19 protein-coding genes are annotated in these 19,488 nt (G+C 40.8%); 13 read left to right on the top strand and 6 right to left on the bottom strand.

The genetic code is table 11. The features are described 5' to 3' along the window. Position 1 precedes the first annotated feature (1 nt). From BMY70_RS06125 to BMY70_RS06085, 9 genes are all read left to right on the top strand, one after another. Positions 2–523: a HEAT-like fold family protein gene (locus BMY70_RS06125; protein WP_090333398.1), complete on the top strand. Its 522-nt coding sequence runs from the start codon at positions 2–4 to the stop codon at positions 521–523. A gap of 170 nt (positions 524–693) precedes the next feature. After that, positions 694–1,635 carry a D-2-hydroxyacid dehydrogenase gene (locus BMY70_RS06120; RefSeq protein WP_090334756.1) on the top strand — a complete coding sequence of 314 codons (942 nt, stop codon included), beginning with the start codon at positions 694–696 and terminating at the stop codon, positions 1,633–1,635. 51 nt (positions 1,636–1,686) lie between these two features. After that, positions 1,687–2,880, top strand: a complete 1,194-nt coding sequence (locus tag BMY70_RS06115) for a galactokinase (protein ID WP_090333395.1) — start codon at positions 1,687–1,689, stop codon at positions 2,878–2,880. 26 nt (positions 2,881–2,906) lie between these two features. After that, the gene (locus BMY70_RS06110; RefSeq protein ID WP_090333392.1) at positions 2,907–4,058 is read left to right on the top strand and encodes an aldose epimerase family protein; all 1,152 of its coding nucleotides are present in this window, start codon (positions 2,907–2,909) and stop codon (positions 4,056–4,058) included. 181 nt (positions 4,059–4,239) lie between these two features. After that, entirely contained in the window at positions 4,240–4,863 is a 624-nt protein-coding gene (locus tag BMY70_RS06105) for a hypothetical protein (protein ID WP_090333389.1), read from the top strand. A gap of 225 nt (positions 4,864–5,088) precedes the next feature. Continuing rightward, the gene (locus BMY70_RS06100) at positions 5,089–5,706 is read left to right on the top strand and encodes a PspC domain-containing protein (protein ID WP_090333386.1); all 618 of its coding nucleotides are present in this window, start codon (positions 5,089–5,091) and stop codon (positions 5,704–5,706) included. Between the two features lie 11 nt (positions 5,707–5,717). Then, the gene (locus BMY70_RS06095; RefSeq protein WP_090333384.1) at positions 5,718–5,903 is read left to right on the top strand and encodes a LiaI-LiaF-like domain-containing protein; all 186 of its coding nucleotides are present in this window, start codon (positions 5,718–5,720) and stop codon (positions 5,901–5,903) included. 5 nt (positions 5,904–5,908) lie between these two features. Continuing rightward, positions 5,909–6,943, top strand: a complete 1,035-nt coding sequence (locus BMY70_RS06090) for a toast rack family protein (RefSeq protein ID WP_090333377.1) — start codon at positions 5,909–5,911, stop codon at positions 6,941–6,943. A 53-nt stretch (positions 6,944–6,996) separates the two neighbouring features. Beyond that, entirely contained in the window at positions 6,997–7,713 is a 717-nt protein-coding gene (locus BMY70_RS06085) for a M15 family metallopeptidase (protein ID WP_090333374.1), read from the top strand. On the opposite strand, the gene BMY70_RS06080 is transcribed toward BMY70_RS06085, so the two are convergent. Next, positions 7,714–8,064, bottom strand: coding sequence for a GIN domain-containing protein (locus BMY70_RS06080; protein WP_262485739.1), 351 nt, complete (start codon positions 8,062–8,064; stop codon positions 7,714–7,716). Between the two features lie 278 nt (positions 8,065–8,342). Between BMY70_RS06080 and BMY70_RS06075 the strand changes: the two genes are divergently transcribed. Genes BMY70_RS06075 through BMY70_RS06065 form a run of 3 tightly spaced genes read left to right on the top strand, consistent with a single transcriptional unit; the run spans position 8,343 to position 11,904 of the window. Continuing rightward, positions 8,343–9,020 (top strand): RNA polymerase sigma-70 factor, encoded by a 678-nt coding sequence (locus BMY70_RS06075; RefSeq protein WP_374754694.1) that lies wholly within the window; start codon positions 8,343–8,345, stop codon positions 9,018–9,020. Between the two features lie 2 nt (positions 9,021–9,022). After that, on the top strand, positions 9,023–10,063 hold the full coding sequence (locus tag BMY70_RS06070) for a FecR family protein (RefSeq protein ID WP_090333371.1): 1,041 nt from the start codon (positions 9,023–9,025) through the stop codon (positions 10,061–10,063). A 47-nt stretch (positions 10,064–10,110) separates the two neighbouring features. Continuing rightward, positions 10,111–11,904, top strand: coding sequence for an STN and carboxypeptidase regulatory-like domain-containing protein (locus BMY70_RS06065; RefSeq protein ID WP_229209503.1), 1,794 nt, complete (start codon positions 10,111–10,113; stop codon positions 11,902–11,904). Positions 11,905–12,006: 102 nt separating this feature from the next. Here the strand turns inward: BMY70_RS06065 and nadE are convergent, their stop codons facing one another. Further along, the gene (gene nadE, locus BMY70_RS06060) at positions 12,007–14,040 is read right to left on the bottom strand and encodes an NAD(+) synthase (RefSeq protein WP_090333368.1); all 2,034 of its coding nucleotides are present in this window, start codon (positions 14,038–14,040) and stop codon (positions 12,007–12,009) included. 220 nt (positions 14,041–14,260) lie between these two features. Between nadE and BMY70_RS06055 the strand changes: the two genes are divergently transcribed. Next, entirely contained in the window at positions 14,261–15,496 is a 1,236-nt protein-coding gene (locus tag BMY70_RS06055; RefSeq protein WP_090333365.1) for an ABC transporter permease, read from the top strand. A 101-nt stretch (positions 15,497–15,597) separates the two neighbouring features. Here BMY70_RS06055 and BMY70_RS06050 read toward each other — a convergent pair whose 3' ends face one another. From BMY70_RS06050 to BMY70_RS06035, 4 genes are all read right to left on the bottom strand, one after another. Then, on the bottom strand, positions 15,598–16,761 hold the full coding sequence (locus tag BMY70_RS06050) for a methionine aminotransferase (protein WP_090333362.1): 1,164 nt from the start codon (positions 16,759–16,761) through the stop codon (positions 15,598–15,600). 115 nt (positions 16,762–16,876) lie between these two features. After that, positions 16,877–17,494 (bottom strand): peroxiredoxin family protein, encoded by a 618-nt coding sequence (locus BMY70_RS06045; protein WP_090333359.1) that lies wholly within the window; start codon positions 17,492–17,494, stop codon positions 16,877–16,879. Positions 17,495–17,886: 392 nt separating this feature from the next. After that, on the bottom strand, positions 17,887–18,408 hold the full coding sequence (locus BMY70_RS06040; protein WP_090333354.1) for an NUDIX hydrolase: 522 nt from the start codon (positions 18,406–18,408) through the stop codon (positions 17,887–17,889). A 19-nt stretch (positions 18,409–18,427) separates the two neighbouring features. Further along, entirely contained in the window at positions 18,428–19,465 is a 1,038-nt protein-coding gene (locus BMY70_RS06035; protein ID WP_090333351.1) for a LacI family DNA-binding transcriptional regulator, read from the bottom strand. Positions 19,466–19,488: the final 23 nt, after the last annotated feature.

Below are 19,488 nucleotides of genomic sequence, written 5' to 3'. Positions count from 1 at the left end.
CATGAACATCCGGGAAGAACTTTTAAAACAACAGATCCACTTCAAAAAGCATGCGATCGCTATTTCTGAATATGCGGTTTCATCCGAAGAAAATTTCAGAGAATTGATCAATTGTTTTTTATCAGATGATATTCGGGTTGCACAAAGGGCAGCTTGGAGTGTTAGTTGGGCAGCTGAGAAACAGCCGCAAATTGTTCAGCCCTATGTTGGTGTTTTAATTAGCCAATTGAAAAGAACCGAAGTACATAATGCGGTGATCCGAAACAGTTTGCGCATTTTCGAAGATCTTGATCTTGATATCCCTGAGGAATTTCATGGTGAGCTGATGGATGCATGCTTTCAATTTTTACAAGATCGAGATACAGCTATTGCAATCAAAGCTTTAGCATTAACTATCCTCTTCAATCTGTCCAAAACTTATCCCGATATCAAAAATGAGCTACGGGTTATTATTGAAGAAAATATCGATTTCGAAACCGCCGCATACAAGTCACGCGGAAAGAAAATTCTTGCCAAATTATAAGTTACTTATCTGAACAATCGGTCTTTCGGAGTTTGGCTGTTGGTTTTGAAAACGTAGCTTTAAGGATTGATTTACACAATCATTGTGAACAAATCATAAATCATTTCAAAATATAATTGAAAAAATTGCAGGTAAAAACGGGATACACTCCCTCTTTAAACATAAAAACGATGATTATATACTGTCACGCAAATCTTGACGAAGGGCTTCGAAAACGATTAATAGAAGCACTTACCCCAAAATATATTATACATTTTCAATCTGATACACACTCAAAAGTTGAGGCACAAAATTTGTTCAACGACGCCGATTACATATTGGGCAATCCGCCATTGAGCTGGTTTTCAGAACCTTTGAATAATTTAAAATTCTGGCAGCTGGATTCTGCCGGCTTCGATCAATATGCGTCTGTCCGGTTAAACGGCCAAACAAAAGTCTCGAATATGGGCGATTGGTTTGCTCGCCCCTGCGCCGAATCGATCATCGGCGGTGTTTTAGCACTATACCGCGGACTCGATAAATTGACTTTGTTAAAAGAAAAAACCGAATGGATAGGAACTCCTTTGCGTGCCGAACTTCGTTTACTTTCAGGGCAGGAAGTAGTGATACTTGGTGCCGGGACAATCGGAAGCACGGTAAAAAATTTCCTTCAAGGCTTTAATTGTAATCTGCATCTGATGGCCAGGACATCTCCGGATGCGGACCTCCATTCGAAAGAAGAACTATTTGATATTTTACCAAATACGGATCTGGTTATCAACACCCTCCCGGGATCTGCAAACCAGTTCGCGGATCAGGTATTTTTTGAAAAAATGAAAAAAGGAAGCGTTTATGCAAGTGTTGGCCGTGGTAGTACAACGGATGAGAAGGCACTTATTGATGCGCTGAATTCAAAACATCTGGACGGAGCCGTGCTGGACGTAACCGAAGTAGAGCCGATTCCACAGGATAATCCGCTTTGGAAAATGGACAACGTGATATTGAGCCAGCATACCGGCGGCGGACATGCAAACGAACACGTCGGAAAAGTTGACCTTTTCCTTAATAACCTGATGACGCTGGAAAATGGCGGAAGTCCAATCAACGAAGTAAATCTTGCAAAAGGATATTAATAAAATTGAAGCGGTTTTCTTGAAAAACAGAAAATCTACAACTAAACAGTAATGATAAGTACAGAAGCGAAAACAGCCGAACGGATACAAAAAAGATTCATTGAAAAATTTGGTAACAACACCGAAGCGAAGGATTTCCGGTTATTTCGTTCACCGGGAAGAATAAATCTGATAGGCGAACATACCGATTACAACAACGGGTTTGTATTGCCCGCAAGTGTAGACAAAGCTGTCTATTTCGCAATTTCTCCAAGGACAGATAACCAGGTAATATTGCATGCTGTCGATTTAAACGAAACCTATACTTTTTCGGTTGAAGACATTTCCAAACCAGATCAGAAATGGGCTTATTTTCAATTGGGAATCATTGAGCAGATTTATAAAAACGGTTTAAATATTGGCGGATTTCAGGCTGCTTTCGGCGGAGACGTACCTCAGGGAGCCGGGATGTCTTCGTCTGCTGCACTGGAATGTTGTCTTTTATTTGCTTTGAATGAGGTTTTCAGCCTGGGGCTTGACCGTTTTTCAATTGTGAAAATGGCGCAAAAAGCGGAGAATGAATATGTTGGCGTGCAATGTGGGATAATGGATCAGTTTGCTTCCGGTTTTGGAAAACAAGAAGCTGTGATCCGCCTAGACTGCCGTTCACTTGAATATCAGTATTTTCCTTTTCCGATGGATGAGTATCTTATCGTTCTTTGTAATACCCTGGTTGAACATTCGCTGGCAAGTTCGGAGTATAACACGCGCCGTCTTGAGTGCGAAAAAGGTGTTTCTATCCTTCAGAAGTATCATCCTGGGATTAAAAGTTTGCGTGATGCCACACCGCAAATTGTCGAAGAATATAAGGACGAGCTCGGAGACGTCGTTTATCGCCGCTGTAAATTCATGACCGAAGAGATCGAACGTGTACAGATTGCCTGCGATTTCTTAACGGCTGGAGATCTTAAAAGTTTTGGAAAAAAAATGTACGAAACGCATCAGGGATTGCAGCATGAATATGAAGTAAGCTGCGATGAACTCGACTTTTTGGTAGAACAAACGTTAGACGACGACTCGGTAATCGGTGCCAGAATGATGGGTGGCGGTTTTGGTGGCTGTACGATTAATCTTGTAAAAAAAGACGCCGTAGAGCAGTTTGAGGAAAAAATGAAAAAAGCTTATCAGGAAGAATTCTCGATCGATATGCCATGTTATCGCGTACGGATTACTGATGGGACTGAGGAAATTGTATTAAATGCTTAAACCTTAATATTTCCGGAAATACCTTTATGAAAAAACGATCATTAATATTCGCTGCGCTGATCGGCATTGGCCTGATGAGCTGCTCAAAAACCAAAAACGAAAACGAAAGTAAAACAATGACCAGTACGATTTCGAAAGAAGTATTCGGAGACCTTCCCGACGGTAAAAAAGCAGATCTTTATACCCTTACCAATGCAAACGGGATGACGGTAAAAATCACCAATTATGGTGGGATTATCACGGAATTAACCGCAAAAGATAAAGAGGGAAAATGGGAAGATGTTGTTTTAGGCTTCGATTCTTTGGCTCCATATTTAGCTGAAAATCCTTTTTTTGGGGCTTTAGTTGGCCGTTATGGAAACCGTATTGCCAAAGGAAAATTCACGCTCGATGGCAAAACTTACACATTACCGGTTAATAACGGACCAAATTCTTTGCACGGCGGAATTAAAGGTTTTGACAAAAAACTTTGGAACGCGACTGAGATTAAACAGGACTCTGTCGTTGGTCTTGAACTAACCTATTTGAGTAAAGACGGGGAAGAAGGTTATCCCGGAAATCTGAATGTGAAAGTGACCTATACTTTGTCAAATGACAACGGACTTCGAATTGACTATGAAGCGACAACGGATAAAAACACAGTTGTGAATTTGACAAATCACTCTTATTTTAATCTGACGGGTTTAAAACGTGATATTCTAAACCACGAGGTTTCGATTAAATCAGACTCTCTGGTTCCGGTCGACGCGACATTAATTCCGACTGGAAAATTGCAGCCTGTAAAAGGAACGCCATTTGATTTTAACGAACCGACGTTGGTTGGAAAAAGAATTGATGATAATTCAGATGTACAAATTAAAAACGGCGGCGGATATGATCATTGCTGGGTTTTAAATCGTACTGATAAAAACCTTATGCTTTTTGCTACGGTGAAAGATCCGGAAAGCGGCCGTTTTATGGAGGTTTACACTACGGAACCTGCTGTTCAATTTTATACAGGAAATTTCCTGGATGGAAAACTGACTGGAAAAGGTGCAACCTATGCCAAACGCTTCGGGCTTTGCCTGGAAACCGAACACTATCCGGATTCACCAAATCAACCACAATTCCCATCGACAGAATTGAAACCAGGCGAAACCTATAAAACATCTACAGAGTATAAATTTTCAGTCAAATAAAGTGAAAACTAAAAGTGGCTTTGACTAATGCCTGAGGCATTAGTAGATCGATAACCCAAGGCCGGAGCCTTGGGTTATTTTATTTTATGCCTAAAACCAGAAACGAATCAGACTTTGTTAACATGATAATCCGGCCGATGAATTATCTTTGCTAAAAAATTTTGCAATTAATTCCATCAACATGCTAACGAGAACCGTAAAAATCAGCAACGTCACCAACCTATCCGATGCCCGTTACTGCGCTGGCATGGGTGTTGAAATGCTGGGATTTTCTATCGATCAAGATTCCCCAAATTATATATCTCCCAAGAAGTTTGAAGAAATTTGCTCATGGCTTGCCGGCGTTCAGCTCGTTGCTGAATCAAGCCAAAGCGATCCTGAGCAGCTGTTGAAATCCCTTGCGGAATATCCCGTGCATTACGTTCAGGTCGAAACCCCTGGTCTGCTGACTTATCTTCAGAGCGAGCTGAATCTTCCTTTGATCCTGCGCGTCAGTGTGGATACCTACGATGCCAACGATATTTATTCTATTCTGAGCCGCTATGGAGATGAAGTTGCCTACTTCCTTCTTGAAAGCGACGCAAATCTGGAACTAACAGAAGATTGGATCGAGGTTTTGAGCAAACTTGCCAAGGAATATCCAATCCTTATCGGTTTTGGACTGGATGATGAAGTTACTGTAAATAAATTAACTGATACATTTCCGGAAATAGGTATTGCGCTCCGCGGAAGCGAAGAGATTCGTCCGGGCTATAAAGATTTTGGAAGCATGATGGATATTCTTGAAGCATTGGAAGAGGAATAAAATCAATTTTTAATTTCCTGCAACATCACAACATTCCTTTCAAAGAACAAAATTTAGGATAATTGCCCTCGAACCGGGACCTGTTTAAGCGGATTTAAAAGTTTAAAAATCGGAAATCATTCCAAATTACCTTTTAACACGTCAACTAACCGATAATAAACTTCCAGCTTGCAGTATCTTGTATCACCCACTACCTTTGATTACAACATAAACGTAAACAACGAAATGGAAAAGAAATTGCACCGCATACCCGATCAGGCCGTATTTGGAGGAGTTGCTTCCGGTATTGCTCAATATTTACAAATAGATGTAGTAATCGTTCGTGTTTTATTCGTCGTGATGTTATTCCTGCCAATACCTCCAAGCTTTGGGTGGACTGGAATTCTGTACATTATTTTATGGGCAGTATTACCGACAGGAGCGGCGGATGTGCACAATTTTGATACAATAACTTCCAAACCGCACGACCCGGAAGCTGAGAAAAAACGCAACGATCAGACCATTAAAATTCTTGGCGGCGCGCTGGTTTTATTTGGTATTTTTATGCTAATCGACGATTTCCCGCTTTGGTATCAGATCAAACCTTATTTCTGGCCAATTGCCTTGATCACGATCGGTGCCTTCTTAATACTTCGTCAGCGCGATAAAGAACAGGAAGGAAATACAACCGTTTATCCTACCACGCCTCCGCCAACAGAACCGGTAGAACCTTACACACCAACGCCTGATCCGCAGCCATATACGCCTTTTGGAACTAATGAATCGACGCTGGCCGGAAGTTTCCCGGAAGATCCGAACGGTAAAAAAGCAGATGATGACGATGAAATTATCAAAGTGAACTAACAAAAACAGCCATGAATTTTAAAAGTATTTTCTGGGGTCTTCTGCTCATCGTCGCGGGCTGCCTCTTTCTGATCGAGGAATTTACCGGTTTTGATTTCAGAGGATTTTTCTGGCCAGTTATGCTGATCATCGCCGGTGCGCTACTTCTGCTTAAAAACTTCATCAATTCTGATACATCCAACCACTCTAATATTTAATCGTTATGAAAAATTCAAAAGGTGTTTTCTGGGGTGGAGTTCTTATTGTGATCGGTATCGTTGCGCTGCTTCGCAAACTGGACCTTTTCTATTTTCACTGGGATTCTGTTCTTCCCTATTGGCCGGTATTGCTAATTCTTGCAGGTATACTGATCCTGGTTACAGACAGACATGCACCGGCGAGAGCACTCGTCGGAATCCTTATTGCATTCGCCGTTTTTGGCGGACTGGCACATCGTACGGACCGCGCTTTCGACCGTCACCGCGACAATTGGAATTTCAACTGGAATGACGGTGATCACGACGACGAGGATGAAGATGATGACAATGACGAAGAGGATGATGAAGATAAAGACGAAGATTACGAACGTGAACACAGCCGCAGAGAGGATGAGAGCAATACCAGACTGAAAAATAACTCATACGAATATGCGATGGAAGATTTTATCCAGAAAGCAAATTTCAATCTGGAAGGAGGTGCGGGTTCGTTTACATTGAAAGGAAACACGGACAAGCTTTTTCAAGCCGATACACGTTCGTCTGTCCTCGGATTTTTATCCAACACTACTATTAACAAACTCGCTAATACAGCGACAGTTAATTTGAAAATGGAAGATGGTAATGTAAAATTGAACAAAGGCGAAATCAGCAATAAAGCGCAGATTGAGCTGAATGACAAACCAATCTGGAATATTGATCTTGGATTAGGTGCCGGGAAAGGCGATTTTGATCTGAGTAGTTATAAAGTAGAAGCTTTAAAAGTAAGTACCGGGGTGGCAGATATGAATATCCGTTTGGGAGAAAAACTTGACCGTACTGATGTTAACATTGAAGCAGGAGTAGCCTCTATCGATCTTGAAATTCCAAAATCAGTAGGTTGCGAGATCAATCTGGACGGAGCGCTTAACCTCACTTCTTTTGATGATCTGGAAAAAATTAATGATAAACTGTATCGTTCTCCCGGATTTGAAAAGTCTGCCAAAAAGATCAATATAAATTTTGAAGGTGGTTTGTCCAAGGTGAAGATCAGAAGATACTAACACGTTATTTCCTCCTTCCCAGCGTTAGAGAAGGAGGATTTTATTTTCAGCGTATGCGTTTAATCAAGATAGTTTGCCTGGTTTTTATAGCTTCTTTTTTATCTATTGACAGTCAGGCACAAAGTCAAAAAGATAAGTCCAATAAAAACATTTCAACAACCGAAAAGAAAATACTTGATCAGGGACTTGTTGATATACAAAGCATAAATCCTGAAATTCTGGTTGAATTGAAGTATGCCACTCCTGACAATTTCATGAAGAAAAATGTCTATGGAGATTTAACGCACGCATATCTTCAGCCTGAAATGGCTACAAAGCTTTCCAAAGCCAGCACTTTATTAAAACAGGCAAAACCTGGATATAAGCTTTTGGTCTACGATGCCGCCCGCCCTAATTCCGCTCAATACAAATTGTGGGATGCACTGGATGATTTAAAAATCCCGCCGCGACAGAAAACACAGTATGTGGCCGATCCAAAAATTGGTTCAAACCATAACTTTGGCTGTGCGATCGATTTAACCGTTGTGGATGAAAAAGGTATTCCGTTGGACATGGGGACCAAATATGATTTTTTTGGCCCCCTCGCCTATCCCCGTTCCGAACAGGAAATGTTGAAACAGGGAAAACTTACTGCAAAACAGATTTCGAACCGAAATATTTTGCGTAAAGCTATGGTTCAATCTGGTTTTACGGTCAATACAACCGAATGGTGGCATTTCGACGGGATGTCAAAAAAGCAGGCAAGAGCGAAATATGGTATGATCAAGTGATCACAACTTAATATCTGACTCTTCGGCCTGATAAACCAAGCCTTTCAACTCCGACGCTCCCGACAATTCTCCGTCGATGAATTGTCCGCTTCCTGTCAGATTTAATTGTGAAGCCGCTGATAAATCCATTTCTACTATTTTTGCAGATTCTGAGAAATCGCCTTTTGAAGCGCCCGAAAGTTCCAAGTCGATTTTCTTCGCATTTTCAAAACCGGAAACATTCACGTGCACAGCCCCTGAAAACTCAACACCAGATAATGAAGGCATAGAAATATCAATCGTCACTTTATGGCGGCGGTTTTTCCACGGCTCCTTATAACGAGCAACCGGCTCACTGTCTTTAGTAAAAATTGCAAGATCATCCAGATCAAAAATATGGGCACTGGTTTCTCATGGTTCCAAATCTTCATAACCTGAATCGCAGGATTGCTGGCTGAATAACGTAAATACGTACACAAACAAGGGAAGAAATAATTTTTTCATGGCTAATATTTATTGGCTAACATCGGGAATCTCCCATCTTCCCTTTCAGGACAATCCAAATTTATTTTCCCCCTATTAACAAAAATATTTTTTTCGCGTAGGGGGAAACCCCATTCCGCTTGTCATGTTAAAAAGGAACTTAAACTGTGGCAGCGACCGCTCTTAGTAATCGGAATTTTATAATCGGTGGAGATTATCTACTTTTGGCGGAAAATCAAAAGCGAAAATCCGTGCACGCCACCGATCCGGAAATTGTTCAAGCGATAAGAAGAGGAGATGAAGCTGCCTACGAGCGGACATTTCGTTTCTATTATCAGCGGCTGTGCAATTATGCGAGTTCTTTATTAAAGGACGAGGAGGATGCCGAAGAGATTGTCCAGACAGTTTTTATTACAATCTGGGAAAAAAGAGAAGAGCTGGAAATAACCCTTTCTTTGAAATCCTATCTTTATCGGGCCGTTCATAATCACTGCCTGAACCGTTTCAAACACGCTTCTGTGAAAGAAGCTTATCGTGAATATGCTGTTAATTATATACCGCAATCCTACGAGTCTGTTACGGAAAGTATTCATGCTGACGAGCTTGCCGAACGTATCGAAAAAGCAATTCGACTTTTGCCTGAGCAATGCCAAAAAGCTTTTCGGATGAGTCGTTTTGAGGAACTGAAATATCAGGAAATAGCCGACCAACTCAATATTTCTATCAAAACGGTTGAAAATCAAATCGGAAAAGCACTTAAAATTTTACGTAACGAGCTGGCCGATTACCTGCCGTCATTACTGATACTTGTTTATTTTTTACATCAACAGTTTTTCCAATCGTAACCATGAACAATTCTCATGAACACATATCGGATGAGCTGTTAGCGCGATATCTGGCCGACACTGCCACCGCGGAAGAAATTTCCGAGGTACAAAACTGGCTGAATCTGTCGCCGGAAAATGAACAGGAATTAGCAGCATTTGAAATGCTCTGGGAAAAATCGGCAATTCTTAAAAACAGAAATTCGGAAGTCGATACGGACGCGGCCTGGGAAAAGGTCCGGCAAAAAATGACATCTCAAAAGATAGTCAGTCAGCAGATCGTTCCGGAAATCTATGCGGAAGATGAAACAAATATCCGTAAACTGCCAGCTAAAAAACGGACTTCATATACCTTATGGATTGCAGCCGCAGTGTCTTTAACCATAATGGCATTCGGACTCTATATTTTCCGGACGCAATTTAAGAAACCGGAACTGCTTGAAGTGGCAACTACTAACAATACAACAGAAGCAACACTGCCTGACGGAACAAAAGTATTCCTGAATTATAACTCTAAGATAAGTTACCCCGAAAATTTCAGCGGAGATATCCGGACTGTTTCCCTAAATGGCGAGGCATTTTTCGATGTAAAACCCGACGCAGCGCATCCTTTTGTTATTGATGCCAACGGAACCGACGTCCGGGTTTTAGGAACTTCTTTTAATGTTAAGGCATATAAAAAAGAACTCGTACGTGTGGATGTGAAAACCGGAAAGGTTCGGGTCAGCAAAGCAGATAATAAAATTGAGCTTGTTAAAGGAGAAAGTGCAGAATTAGCAGATGACACACTGAGAAGTATACGCGCTGACCTAAACGTCATGGGATATCATACTCAGGTTTTTGATTTCAACGGAGCAAAACTGGGTGATATCATCAATACCTTGAATGACGGGTATCACTCGGATATTCGTTTGGTCAATGCAGATCTGGCAAAATGTCGGTTAACGATAGGTTTTCAAAAAGAACCGCTTGATACAACATTATCAGTGATTGCGGAAACATTGGATTTAAAACTGAGAAAAGAAGGAAAAACGTACTGGCTTGATGGCAATAGCTGTCAATAATAATACGCCTCCCCAAACTGCTTTTGTCTTAATCTACACCGATTCCATTGAAAAATTTTTATTCTCTTACCTTTCTGTTTCTTTTAAGTTTTCTCATTTCCACTCCTTCTCACGCACAGGAATTATTGGAAAGAAAAATTTCAATACGTTCATCGAACCAGTCCATTGACGAAGTTTTACAGCAAATCGGCAATCTGGGTGGATTCAATTTTTCTTACAGCCCGGATGTAATTGAAACTAAGAGCCGTGTATCTCTAAATGTTACGAACAAAAGTGTAAGGGAAATTCTGAATGAGTTGTTTAAAGGAAAAGTTGTCTTCAAACAGAAACATCGGTATATCATTCTTCAAAAAAGTCAAAAAACAGAGGAGGAGGCTCCTGCTGATTTCAATCTGAACGGTTATATTATTGACAAGAACACAGGAGATAAGCTGGCAAATGCGAGTATTTATGAGCCTGTTACCCTGGCTTCGACGATCAGTAACCAGTTTGGTTATTACAAAATAAATCTTCCTACGGCGCCCGCATCGATACGGCTCGAAATCAGGAAAGAACAATACGTGGGAAAAACGATCATTATTTCGAACCGTAAAAATACTTATCTGCCTATAACGCTTAATCCGGATACACTGAAAGCATTATCTAGACGAAAACTGACTATCGCGACACGGCCAGATTCACCAAATAATCCCAAAATTGAAATTCCGCAGTTTGAATATACGACGACGACTTACGTGTCGCCGGATACGATTATTGAAAAAGATACAATTCAATTCAAGGGGAAATTACGGGAGACCTACCAGCGTGTAAAGAAAGATTTCAGTCTCGCTTTTGCTTCGGCCAAGCAGGCCATTAATACCCGGAACATTACAGATACCTTATACCGTCCGGTTCAAACTTCGATTTTACCTTTCCTGAGCACGAACCGTGAACTTAGTGGTAACGTCGTAAATGATTACTCTTTTAATGTATTTGCGGGTTATTCCCTGGGAACAAATGTTCTGGAAATCGGGGGTTTTATCAATGCAGACCGTGGTCATGTGAAGGGGGTTCAGCTTGCCGGTATTGCCAATGTTGTTGGCCACAATGTATCCGGTTTTCAATATGCGACAGCATTGAACATCGTTATGGGAAATGTTAAGGGATTCCAGTATTCGACACTGCTGAATTTCACTGCTGGCAATTTTAATGGCGTACAGCTTGCCGGTGTTGGAAATGTTTTACTTGGAAACTTAAATGGATGGCAAATTTCGGGAGCTTATAATTTTGCAAAAACGGTAAAAAAAGGACATCAGTTAAGTGTATTCAATTACGCTGATTCTTCCGCCACCACACCGATCGGTTTGTTAAGTTATGTCCGAAAAAATGGATACCGTCGCTACGAGATCTCAACCGATGAATTCAATTATTTTAACACATCCTTTAAAACGGGGGTTAATGCATTTTACAATATTTTCACGGTCGGTTTTAACGGTATGATTAATAATAAGCCTTTGGGAAGTATTGGATATGGTTTTGGAACTGCGGGAAGGATCGCCAAAAGATGGATGTGGAACATAGACCTAACAGCCAACGTAGTTGCAATGAATAAAGACTTTGACAGCAACACCGCGGCCGGATTATTTCGTCTAAATACTTCAATTGAAAGAAATTTAGGGAATCGGCTTTCCATAGCATTTGGGCCATCGATCAATATACTCACTGAAAATAAAGAAGGAATTGCAAACGATCACAGATATTCTATTTCAACAATCTGGCTCGGTGGAAAGCCAGACCAAACGCAAAGAAATTATACGTGGATAGGATTTCAATTGGCAATAAGACTTCGAGACAGGTTATAAATCTGATTTCACACAAAGCAGAAATAAAAACGCAAAGAGCGCAAAAGTTAACTCCTTTGCGCTCTTTGCATTTCGACTTACCCTCTTTGTTAAAAAAATCAGTTAAAAACCAATTCTTCCACGACTATTTCTTCCCATACTTCCGCCCGCATATTCCTTCAACTCTTCCAACTCTTTTTCAAATCCACCGGAGAGAATCGGGAAGCGGCACCAAGAACGAGGATCAAGATTAAGATCATCCAGATGGAAAGATGGCGCGTAACGCTCTCTTTTCCATTGATTACGACTCCAAAGTTTGAAAAATCTTTCTGTCCAGCCAAGAATCTGAACATCCGAGTAAACCTCTTTATACCGGACAATCATATTTTTAAAACATTCTACCGGAGATTTTTTATCCCGAATGGCTACTTTTTCCAGCGCATCAAGGAAATCATAAGGCATAAGATCCGCTTCGTCTGTCTGGTTCAATGCAAGCGGACGAAGTTCTGCGGTTGGCTGCAAAGAGTTAACCTTTTTCAGGCCTTCAATCCGGATATGTTTTCCTTTTACCTCACAGCCAACTGTTTCCAGCCAGCGAAGCCATTGTCGCAAATAATGTTTATCAATTCCCGCCAGAGGACTGATACTTCCGGATGTATCACCATCCATGGTCGCATAACCCACAGCTACCTCCGAGCGGTTGGAAGTCGCCAGAAGCAAATGATTGGAAAGGTTTGTCAACAGCCAGACACCCGGAGCGCGAACCCGTGCCTGAATATTTTGCAAGGCAATGTCATCAGTATCCCACGATAATTTCCTGCCAATCTGATCTTCAATCAAAACTTTGTACGTTTCGACCAGACCATTAATATTAATATTATAAAACGTAGAACCGATCGATAAAGCCAGCGAACGTGCAGATTCCAGCGTATCTTCGGAGCTGTTTTCGGTTCCCTGGTAAATATTATGGATCAAAGCCAAAGCAACATCTTCTTCTGTTTTTGCTAATTGTATTCCTTTTATAAAGGAAAGTTTTTCCTTAAAACGCTCCAATCCGATACTCTCGTCAGCCAGCCTGATCATCAGACCACAAAGTGCTGTGCAGGCGCAGGAATCTGCGCCACCCGATAATGAAATCGTAAAGCCGTTTGAGCGGCTTTTTCTCAAATAGTCAAAAAGGCCGAGTGAAACAGCCCTTGCAAATTCCTCTTCTTTTAGAGCGCCGCCTTTTTCAAATGCCTCCAATTCAGCTACCTGCTGCGGGACAGGGTTAATATCCGGAAAATCGAATCGAGCTCCTATACGCCAGGTTTTATCTTTGTTTCCAGAAGATATTTTATTTTGAAGCTGATTCAGCCGCGTGTTTTCCGTATCGATAACCGCGGTAATTATCAAATAATCTTCATAACTGAAACGATCGCTCGTCACCAGCATTTCACCGTTGGAAGCGATCATCGCATCGCCATCGTAAATAGCCCTGCCTGCTTCATTTCCCAATAAATTGGTATAAATGTAACTGCAACCAAACGATCTTGAACCATCCAGAACCAGTCTTTCTCTCGTTAAAAATTTATGAAAAGCGAAATGACTCGCGCTCGGATTAAGGATAACATCTACCCCACGTTCATAATGCCTGCGCCCCGGACGATTCGAAACCCAGGCATCCTCACAAATTTCAAAACCAATTCTTACACCTGATAAATCAAAAATAATATCTCCGATTGGATACAACATTTGATCAATTTCGATACTTTCAACCAAGCCTACAGGCCACGGACGAAACCATCTGGCTTCGTAGTGAATGCCGTTGTTGGCAAGATTTTGCTTACAGTAAAAGCCAATAATTTGTTTGTTTGCAATAAGACAGGCTGCGTTATACAAACTATTATTATGACGAACCGGCATACCCACGGCAACAATAATCCCCGCAGTCGCCTGAACTATTTCATGAAGGCACTTTTCTGCCTGATCTACAAGATCCTGAGCAAAAAAATAATCCTCACAGCCATATCCGGAAACACAAAGTTCCGGCAGGCACAGCAAGCTGACGTCCTGTTTTTTTGCTTCTTCAATCGCCTGCAAAATATGTTTGGTGTTAGATTCCCAAGCCATTGGCGTTTGGTTAACTACTCCGGAAGCTACTTTTATAAATGACATATTTTAAAAATCTGGTTTTTAGTACACGTAATCTCCCTGATGCAAAATCACTAACTACCTGGCAACTTAACAAAAAAATGAGGAGAAGAATTGAATATTTTCAATTTTCCTTTCGATGATATCGGTTTAAAATCACTGCACTTGGAAAGCCGCTTTCGTCACGGTCAAGTTTTTCGCTACTTTTGTCAAAATAATAGTAAAATTTAACCATTCAATTTCTTTGCGTTTTCCCTCATTTGTCGCCAAACGTATCCGGAATAACGAAGCCGGCTCCTTTTCAGCAACGGTTTCCCGTATTGGCGTGGCCAGTATTGCTATTGGCGTGGCGGTCGGAATTGTGTCATTCGCCGTCTTGATTGGTTTCAAGGAAACAATTCAGAAAAAAGTATTTCTCTTTGGCGCCCATATTAACATCACCGCTTTCGCGCTGGGAAATACTTACGAAGAAGGCGCGATGAATATTCAAAATCCGGTTTCTGATGAGTTAAAAAAAATGCCGGAAATAAGCCACTGGCAGGCTGTGGCTCATAAATCAGGTATTTTAAAAACATCTGACGAAATAAAAGGTGTTTTATTGAAAGGCGTTGGAAAAGATTATGACTGGGATTTATTCAAAAATACATTGGTTGAAGGCCGGCTGATTGGCAAAACGGATTCATCTTCTTTGAAATATGGTTATTCTTCTGAAATTCTGATCAGCCGAAAAATTGCTTCCCAGCTGAAATTAAAACCTGGCGATGATGTAATTATGTATTCTTTACAAGATCCGCCAAGACCCAGGAAACTGACAATTTCCGGGATATATGATACTCAGATGGAAGAATTTGATGATCGGCTGATCATTGGTGATCTTGCTCTTGTGCAACGTCTGAATGGCTGGGGACCTGATTCGATTGGTACTTATGAGGTTTATCTCAAAGATTTTCAGCAGCTTGATAATGTATCCTTACATTTAAAAAAGATTCTGCCGCCCGCCGTTTATCTTCAAAAAGTTACCGATGTATTTCGGCAATTGTTCGACTGGCTGGTTTTACTAGATAGAAATACTGCCGTTTTTTTAACCCTGATCCTCTTCGTCGCCTGCTTTAATATGATCTCAATCTTATTGGTTATGATCATGGAAAGGACACCGCTGATTGGCTTACTGAAAACGCTGGGAAGTCCGAACAAACAGATACGGATGGTATTTTTCAGAGTTGGCTTGTATATGGTACGTCAGGGATTATTGATCGGAAATATTGCCGGCCTGGCTTTCTGCTGGGTACAACACCAATTCAAAATCATTAAGCTTGATCCTGTTAACTATAACATGGACACCGTTCCGATCATTTTCGACTGGGCGACATTTTTGTTGATAAACATTATCACAATTGTTGTTTCCGCACTAATTCTGCTGATCCCAACATTAATCATCACCCGGATCCAACCGATCAAGGCGATGTTATTTAAAAAGTAATTTGTTTAGGTTATACAGGATTCGAAAAAGGTGCACAGAGATTAAATCATAAATCTCTATGTACCTCTTTTTAACTCTGTGTTTCTCTGTGTAACCTTAAATTACCAAATAACCTTATTCAAAAGCTCCCCGGCTCTCAAAAGTGTATCATTATTTTTTGCAAAACAAAAACGCAAAACCCTGAAATCGCTCGGCTGATCGTAGAACGATGAGATAGGAATTGACGCCACGCCTGCTTCTTTGGTAAGCCTTTCTGCCAGAGCTAAATCGTGCTCGTCCGACAAATTTTCATAACACACATTCTGGAAAAAGCTTCCCTCGGAAGGTTTCAGCGTTAATCCTGTATCTTTAATTGCGTTGTTAAAAATATTCCGTTTTGTTTCGTAGAACGAAGAAAGACTCAGATAATGTTCAGGTTCTTTCAGGAATTCTGCAATCGCAAACTGAAAAGGCGTGATCACGCTGAAAACCATATACTGGTGAATTTTTCGGAATTCGGCTGTAAATTCTTTGGGCGACAGACAATACCCAACTTTCCAGCCTGTGGTATGAAAGGTTTTCCCAAACGATCCACAAAGAAATGTTCTGGCAGCAAGCGACGGAATCGAAGCAGCGGAGATATGCTGCAATCCGTCAAAAATAATATGTTCATATACCTCATCACTGATCACAAAAAGATCATGTTTTTCAACCAGCAGATCCAACTGTTTCAGATCCGTTGCAGTCCAGACTTTTCCGGTGGGATTATGCGGCGTGTTGATGATTATGGCTTTTGTCTTCTCCGTAACTTTCGAATTGACGATCTCCCAATCAATGTATTCATACTGCGGATCCAGCGTAACAAAAACGGGAAGTCCGCCATTCATTTCAATAGCGGGAACATAACTATCATATGCCGGTTCGAAAATGATTACCTCATCACCTCGATTTACAACTGTTGAAATCGCAACGTAAAGCGCTTCCGTTGCGCCGCTGGTGATGGTTATTTCATTAACCGGATGATATTCTGTGGAAGTTGCTTCAAAAACTTTCTGAGCAATGGCTTCCCGTAACGCCAATACGCCGGCCATTGGCGCATACTGATTTTTTCCTTGTTTTATATATTTATCTACCAGCTTTTGCAAGTCCGGCGAACAATCGAATTCCGGAAATCCCTGTGCCAGATTTATCGCCTTATAATCTTCGGCAAGTTTGGACATGTGTGTAAAAATAGTGGTACCAACTTTGGGCAGTTTGGATTGAAATGCAGATGTGGCAGAAGGCATATAAATAATAACAGAAGTGGCTGATTAGGAAACAATACACCGGCAACCGGACTGATTCAAATATAATTGAAACAGCCTGACTGCCGGCGTGGCATTCTATAAATTTTGTGGATTTTTATTTGTTACCTTTTTTATCGTAAACCGATTTCAGCAATTCCTTATGGTTTGGCGAGCCATCAAAATTTTCATCTACAAAAGTATAGGCGATTTTCCGATCCTTACCAATTACGAAAATAGACGGAGTAAAGACCTCTTCTGAAATCCCGGCGATACGGTCCCAGATTGGTGAAGTTTCAGAATACACGCCGTAGGAACGCGCAACATTAAAATCCTTATCATGGATAATGGTGAAATCAAGTTTCAATTTCTTGGAAATACGCTCAATCTGTTTTGGAGATTCGTTTGTCAAAACCAAAAGCTGTCCACCAAAAGCTTCGATTTTCGGCGCTAGTTCTTGCAGAGCAGCGAGGTGTTTAGGCGCATAACTTCCCCAGCATGGACAATAGAAACTCAATACGAGCGGTTTGTATGACAACAAATCAATCAGTGACCTGGAATCATTTGCAACAGAAAATCCTGAAACAGATGTAGTCTGTACGCCATCTTCCGATCGCAAATAAAACAAAGGTGCGAAATCGCCTACAGCAAGTTCTGCCGCAAGCTCATCTTGTTCCCGCTCTTTTAGCTGAATAGTTGAGATATTCCCCATTTCATCTTCGAATTCGTAATACATAATCGCTAGGGTTGTGTTGTTTATTCGAGTTTCTATTACAAAGGTATTATTAATCTATTTAATCTACAATATTTATAGAGTATTAATTAACAAATAATATTTTTAATAGAAAGATCAGGTAGGTTTGCTTACCTGATAGATTTAGAATTGAAGATTAGGAAACTCCTACGGAGTTACAATTTCAGAGATCAGAGATTTTGGCTGGAAATAGGGCGCTCCAAAGGAGATGGATACAATGGAAATTTCGTGTCGATATTGGTTCTCTCCGATATATACTTTTGAAATACAGATACACATCAATTGCAGAATCTTTAACGATCTAGACATCCTGAGCATAGCCCGGTAGAACTCCCTTTTATAAAAATTGACTGAGCCAGGAAATACGTGGCTCCTTAGGAACCGCCTATATTGGTCATTTTTACCTGACTATCATTCAGGTTCTTAAAATCCAGTGTGATATGCCGTATCGAAGATGTATTAAGCAATAAATCTGCTGTAATAAATTCAGGATAAATACTTCCTGAATCGATATTTTCTACATCTTCCCAATGAAACAATAATTGGGTGTCATCTTCCTGCACCACAAAATCATGCTGATCTTGCAGATCCGGAATCTCCATTTGATAGTAAAATCCGATCTCATGATGTTTGATGTTATTGTATCCGAAGAAATTTTCCACCACCCAAAGCAGTTTGCCGACGATGACTTTTCTGCCGATTTCTTCAAGCATTTCTCGCAGAAGGGCTTCTGATGAAAACTCGAACATATCTACCCGTCCACCTGGCAAGCTCCAGAAATTGTCTGTTGGTGTCCGGTGAAGAAGTAATTTCCCATTTTGGACGGCAACACCAGCGACACGAAAATTGAACAGAGCATTTTCCACCGGAAGACAAATCGAAGAAGCACTGTTCATAATTTACGCAATTTTTTCATCAGGCGTTTACACTTTTTTCAACCGTAGAATCACGAATAATCAATGAAGTTTGTAAGGATCGCGTTTCAAAAATCGTCGGCTTTTTGGGATGTTCGATCAGCCGTATCAATAATTCCGTTGCCTGATGGCCCATATCGATTGCAGGCTGAACAACTGTTGTCAATGGTGGGTTGAATAATTCAGCAACGCTGGTATTCGTAAAACCGACTAACGCCATTTCCTCAGGAATTTTCACATTTTTTTGAATCAACACAGACATGCAACTTGTTGTCAATCTGTCGCTGGCTGTAAAAATCGCATCCGGAGGTTCGGGTAAATTCAATAATTCCTGAACTGCAGTTTCATTCTCCGTCAGCATCATACCGCCGTGATGACAATATTTAACATACGATTCATCAAACGGAATTCCATTGTCTTCAAGAGCCTGACGATACCCTGCCAGCCTTTCCATTGTGATTGAAAGATAAAACGGACTTGTTAAATGTGCAATTCTTCTTCGGCCCGTTTTGATCAAATGTTCCGTCGCCTGATAGCTTCCGAAAAAGTTATCAACCACGATTTTATGCGTATCTATATTTTTGGGAACACGGTCAATAAACACGATCGGCATTCCTTTATCCAGCAATTCTTCAAAGTGAGTCAGATCTCTGGTAAGGCTTGACAGCGAAACTAAAAGTCCGTCCACTTTCCTCGAAACAAGATAATTGGTATTTGCAACCTCCCTTTCATACGACTCATGACTTTGGAAAATAACCACATGGTAACCCATGTTATAGGCTATCGATTCAATTCCGTTAATCAGTTGGGAGAAAAAATTATTGGCAATTTCAGGGATAATTACACCAATGGATTTGCTTTTACTATCACGTAAACTCAGAGCAATCGGATTGGGCCGGTAATTCATTTTCTCGGCATACTCCAATACAAGCTTTTTAGTTTCATTATTAATTTCATAGCTGTTTCTCAACGCACGGGAAACCGTGGATGTCGATAAATTCAGTGCGCGGGCAATATCTTTTATTGTGATTGTTTCCAAAGAATATATTCGTTTATTTCAAC

The sequence above is a fragment of the Dyadobacter koreensis genome (assembly GCF_900108855.1).
GTDB lineage: Bacteria > Bacteroidota > Bacteroidia > Cytophagales > Spirosomataceae > Dyadobacter > Dyadobacter koreensis.
This window is presented reverse-complemented; position numbering and strand designations above follow the sequence as displayed.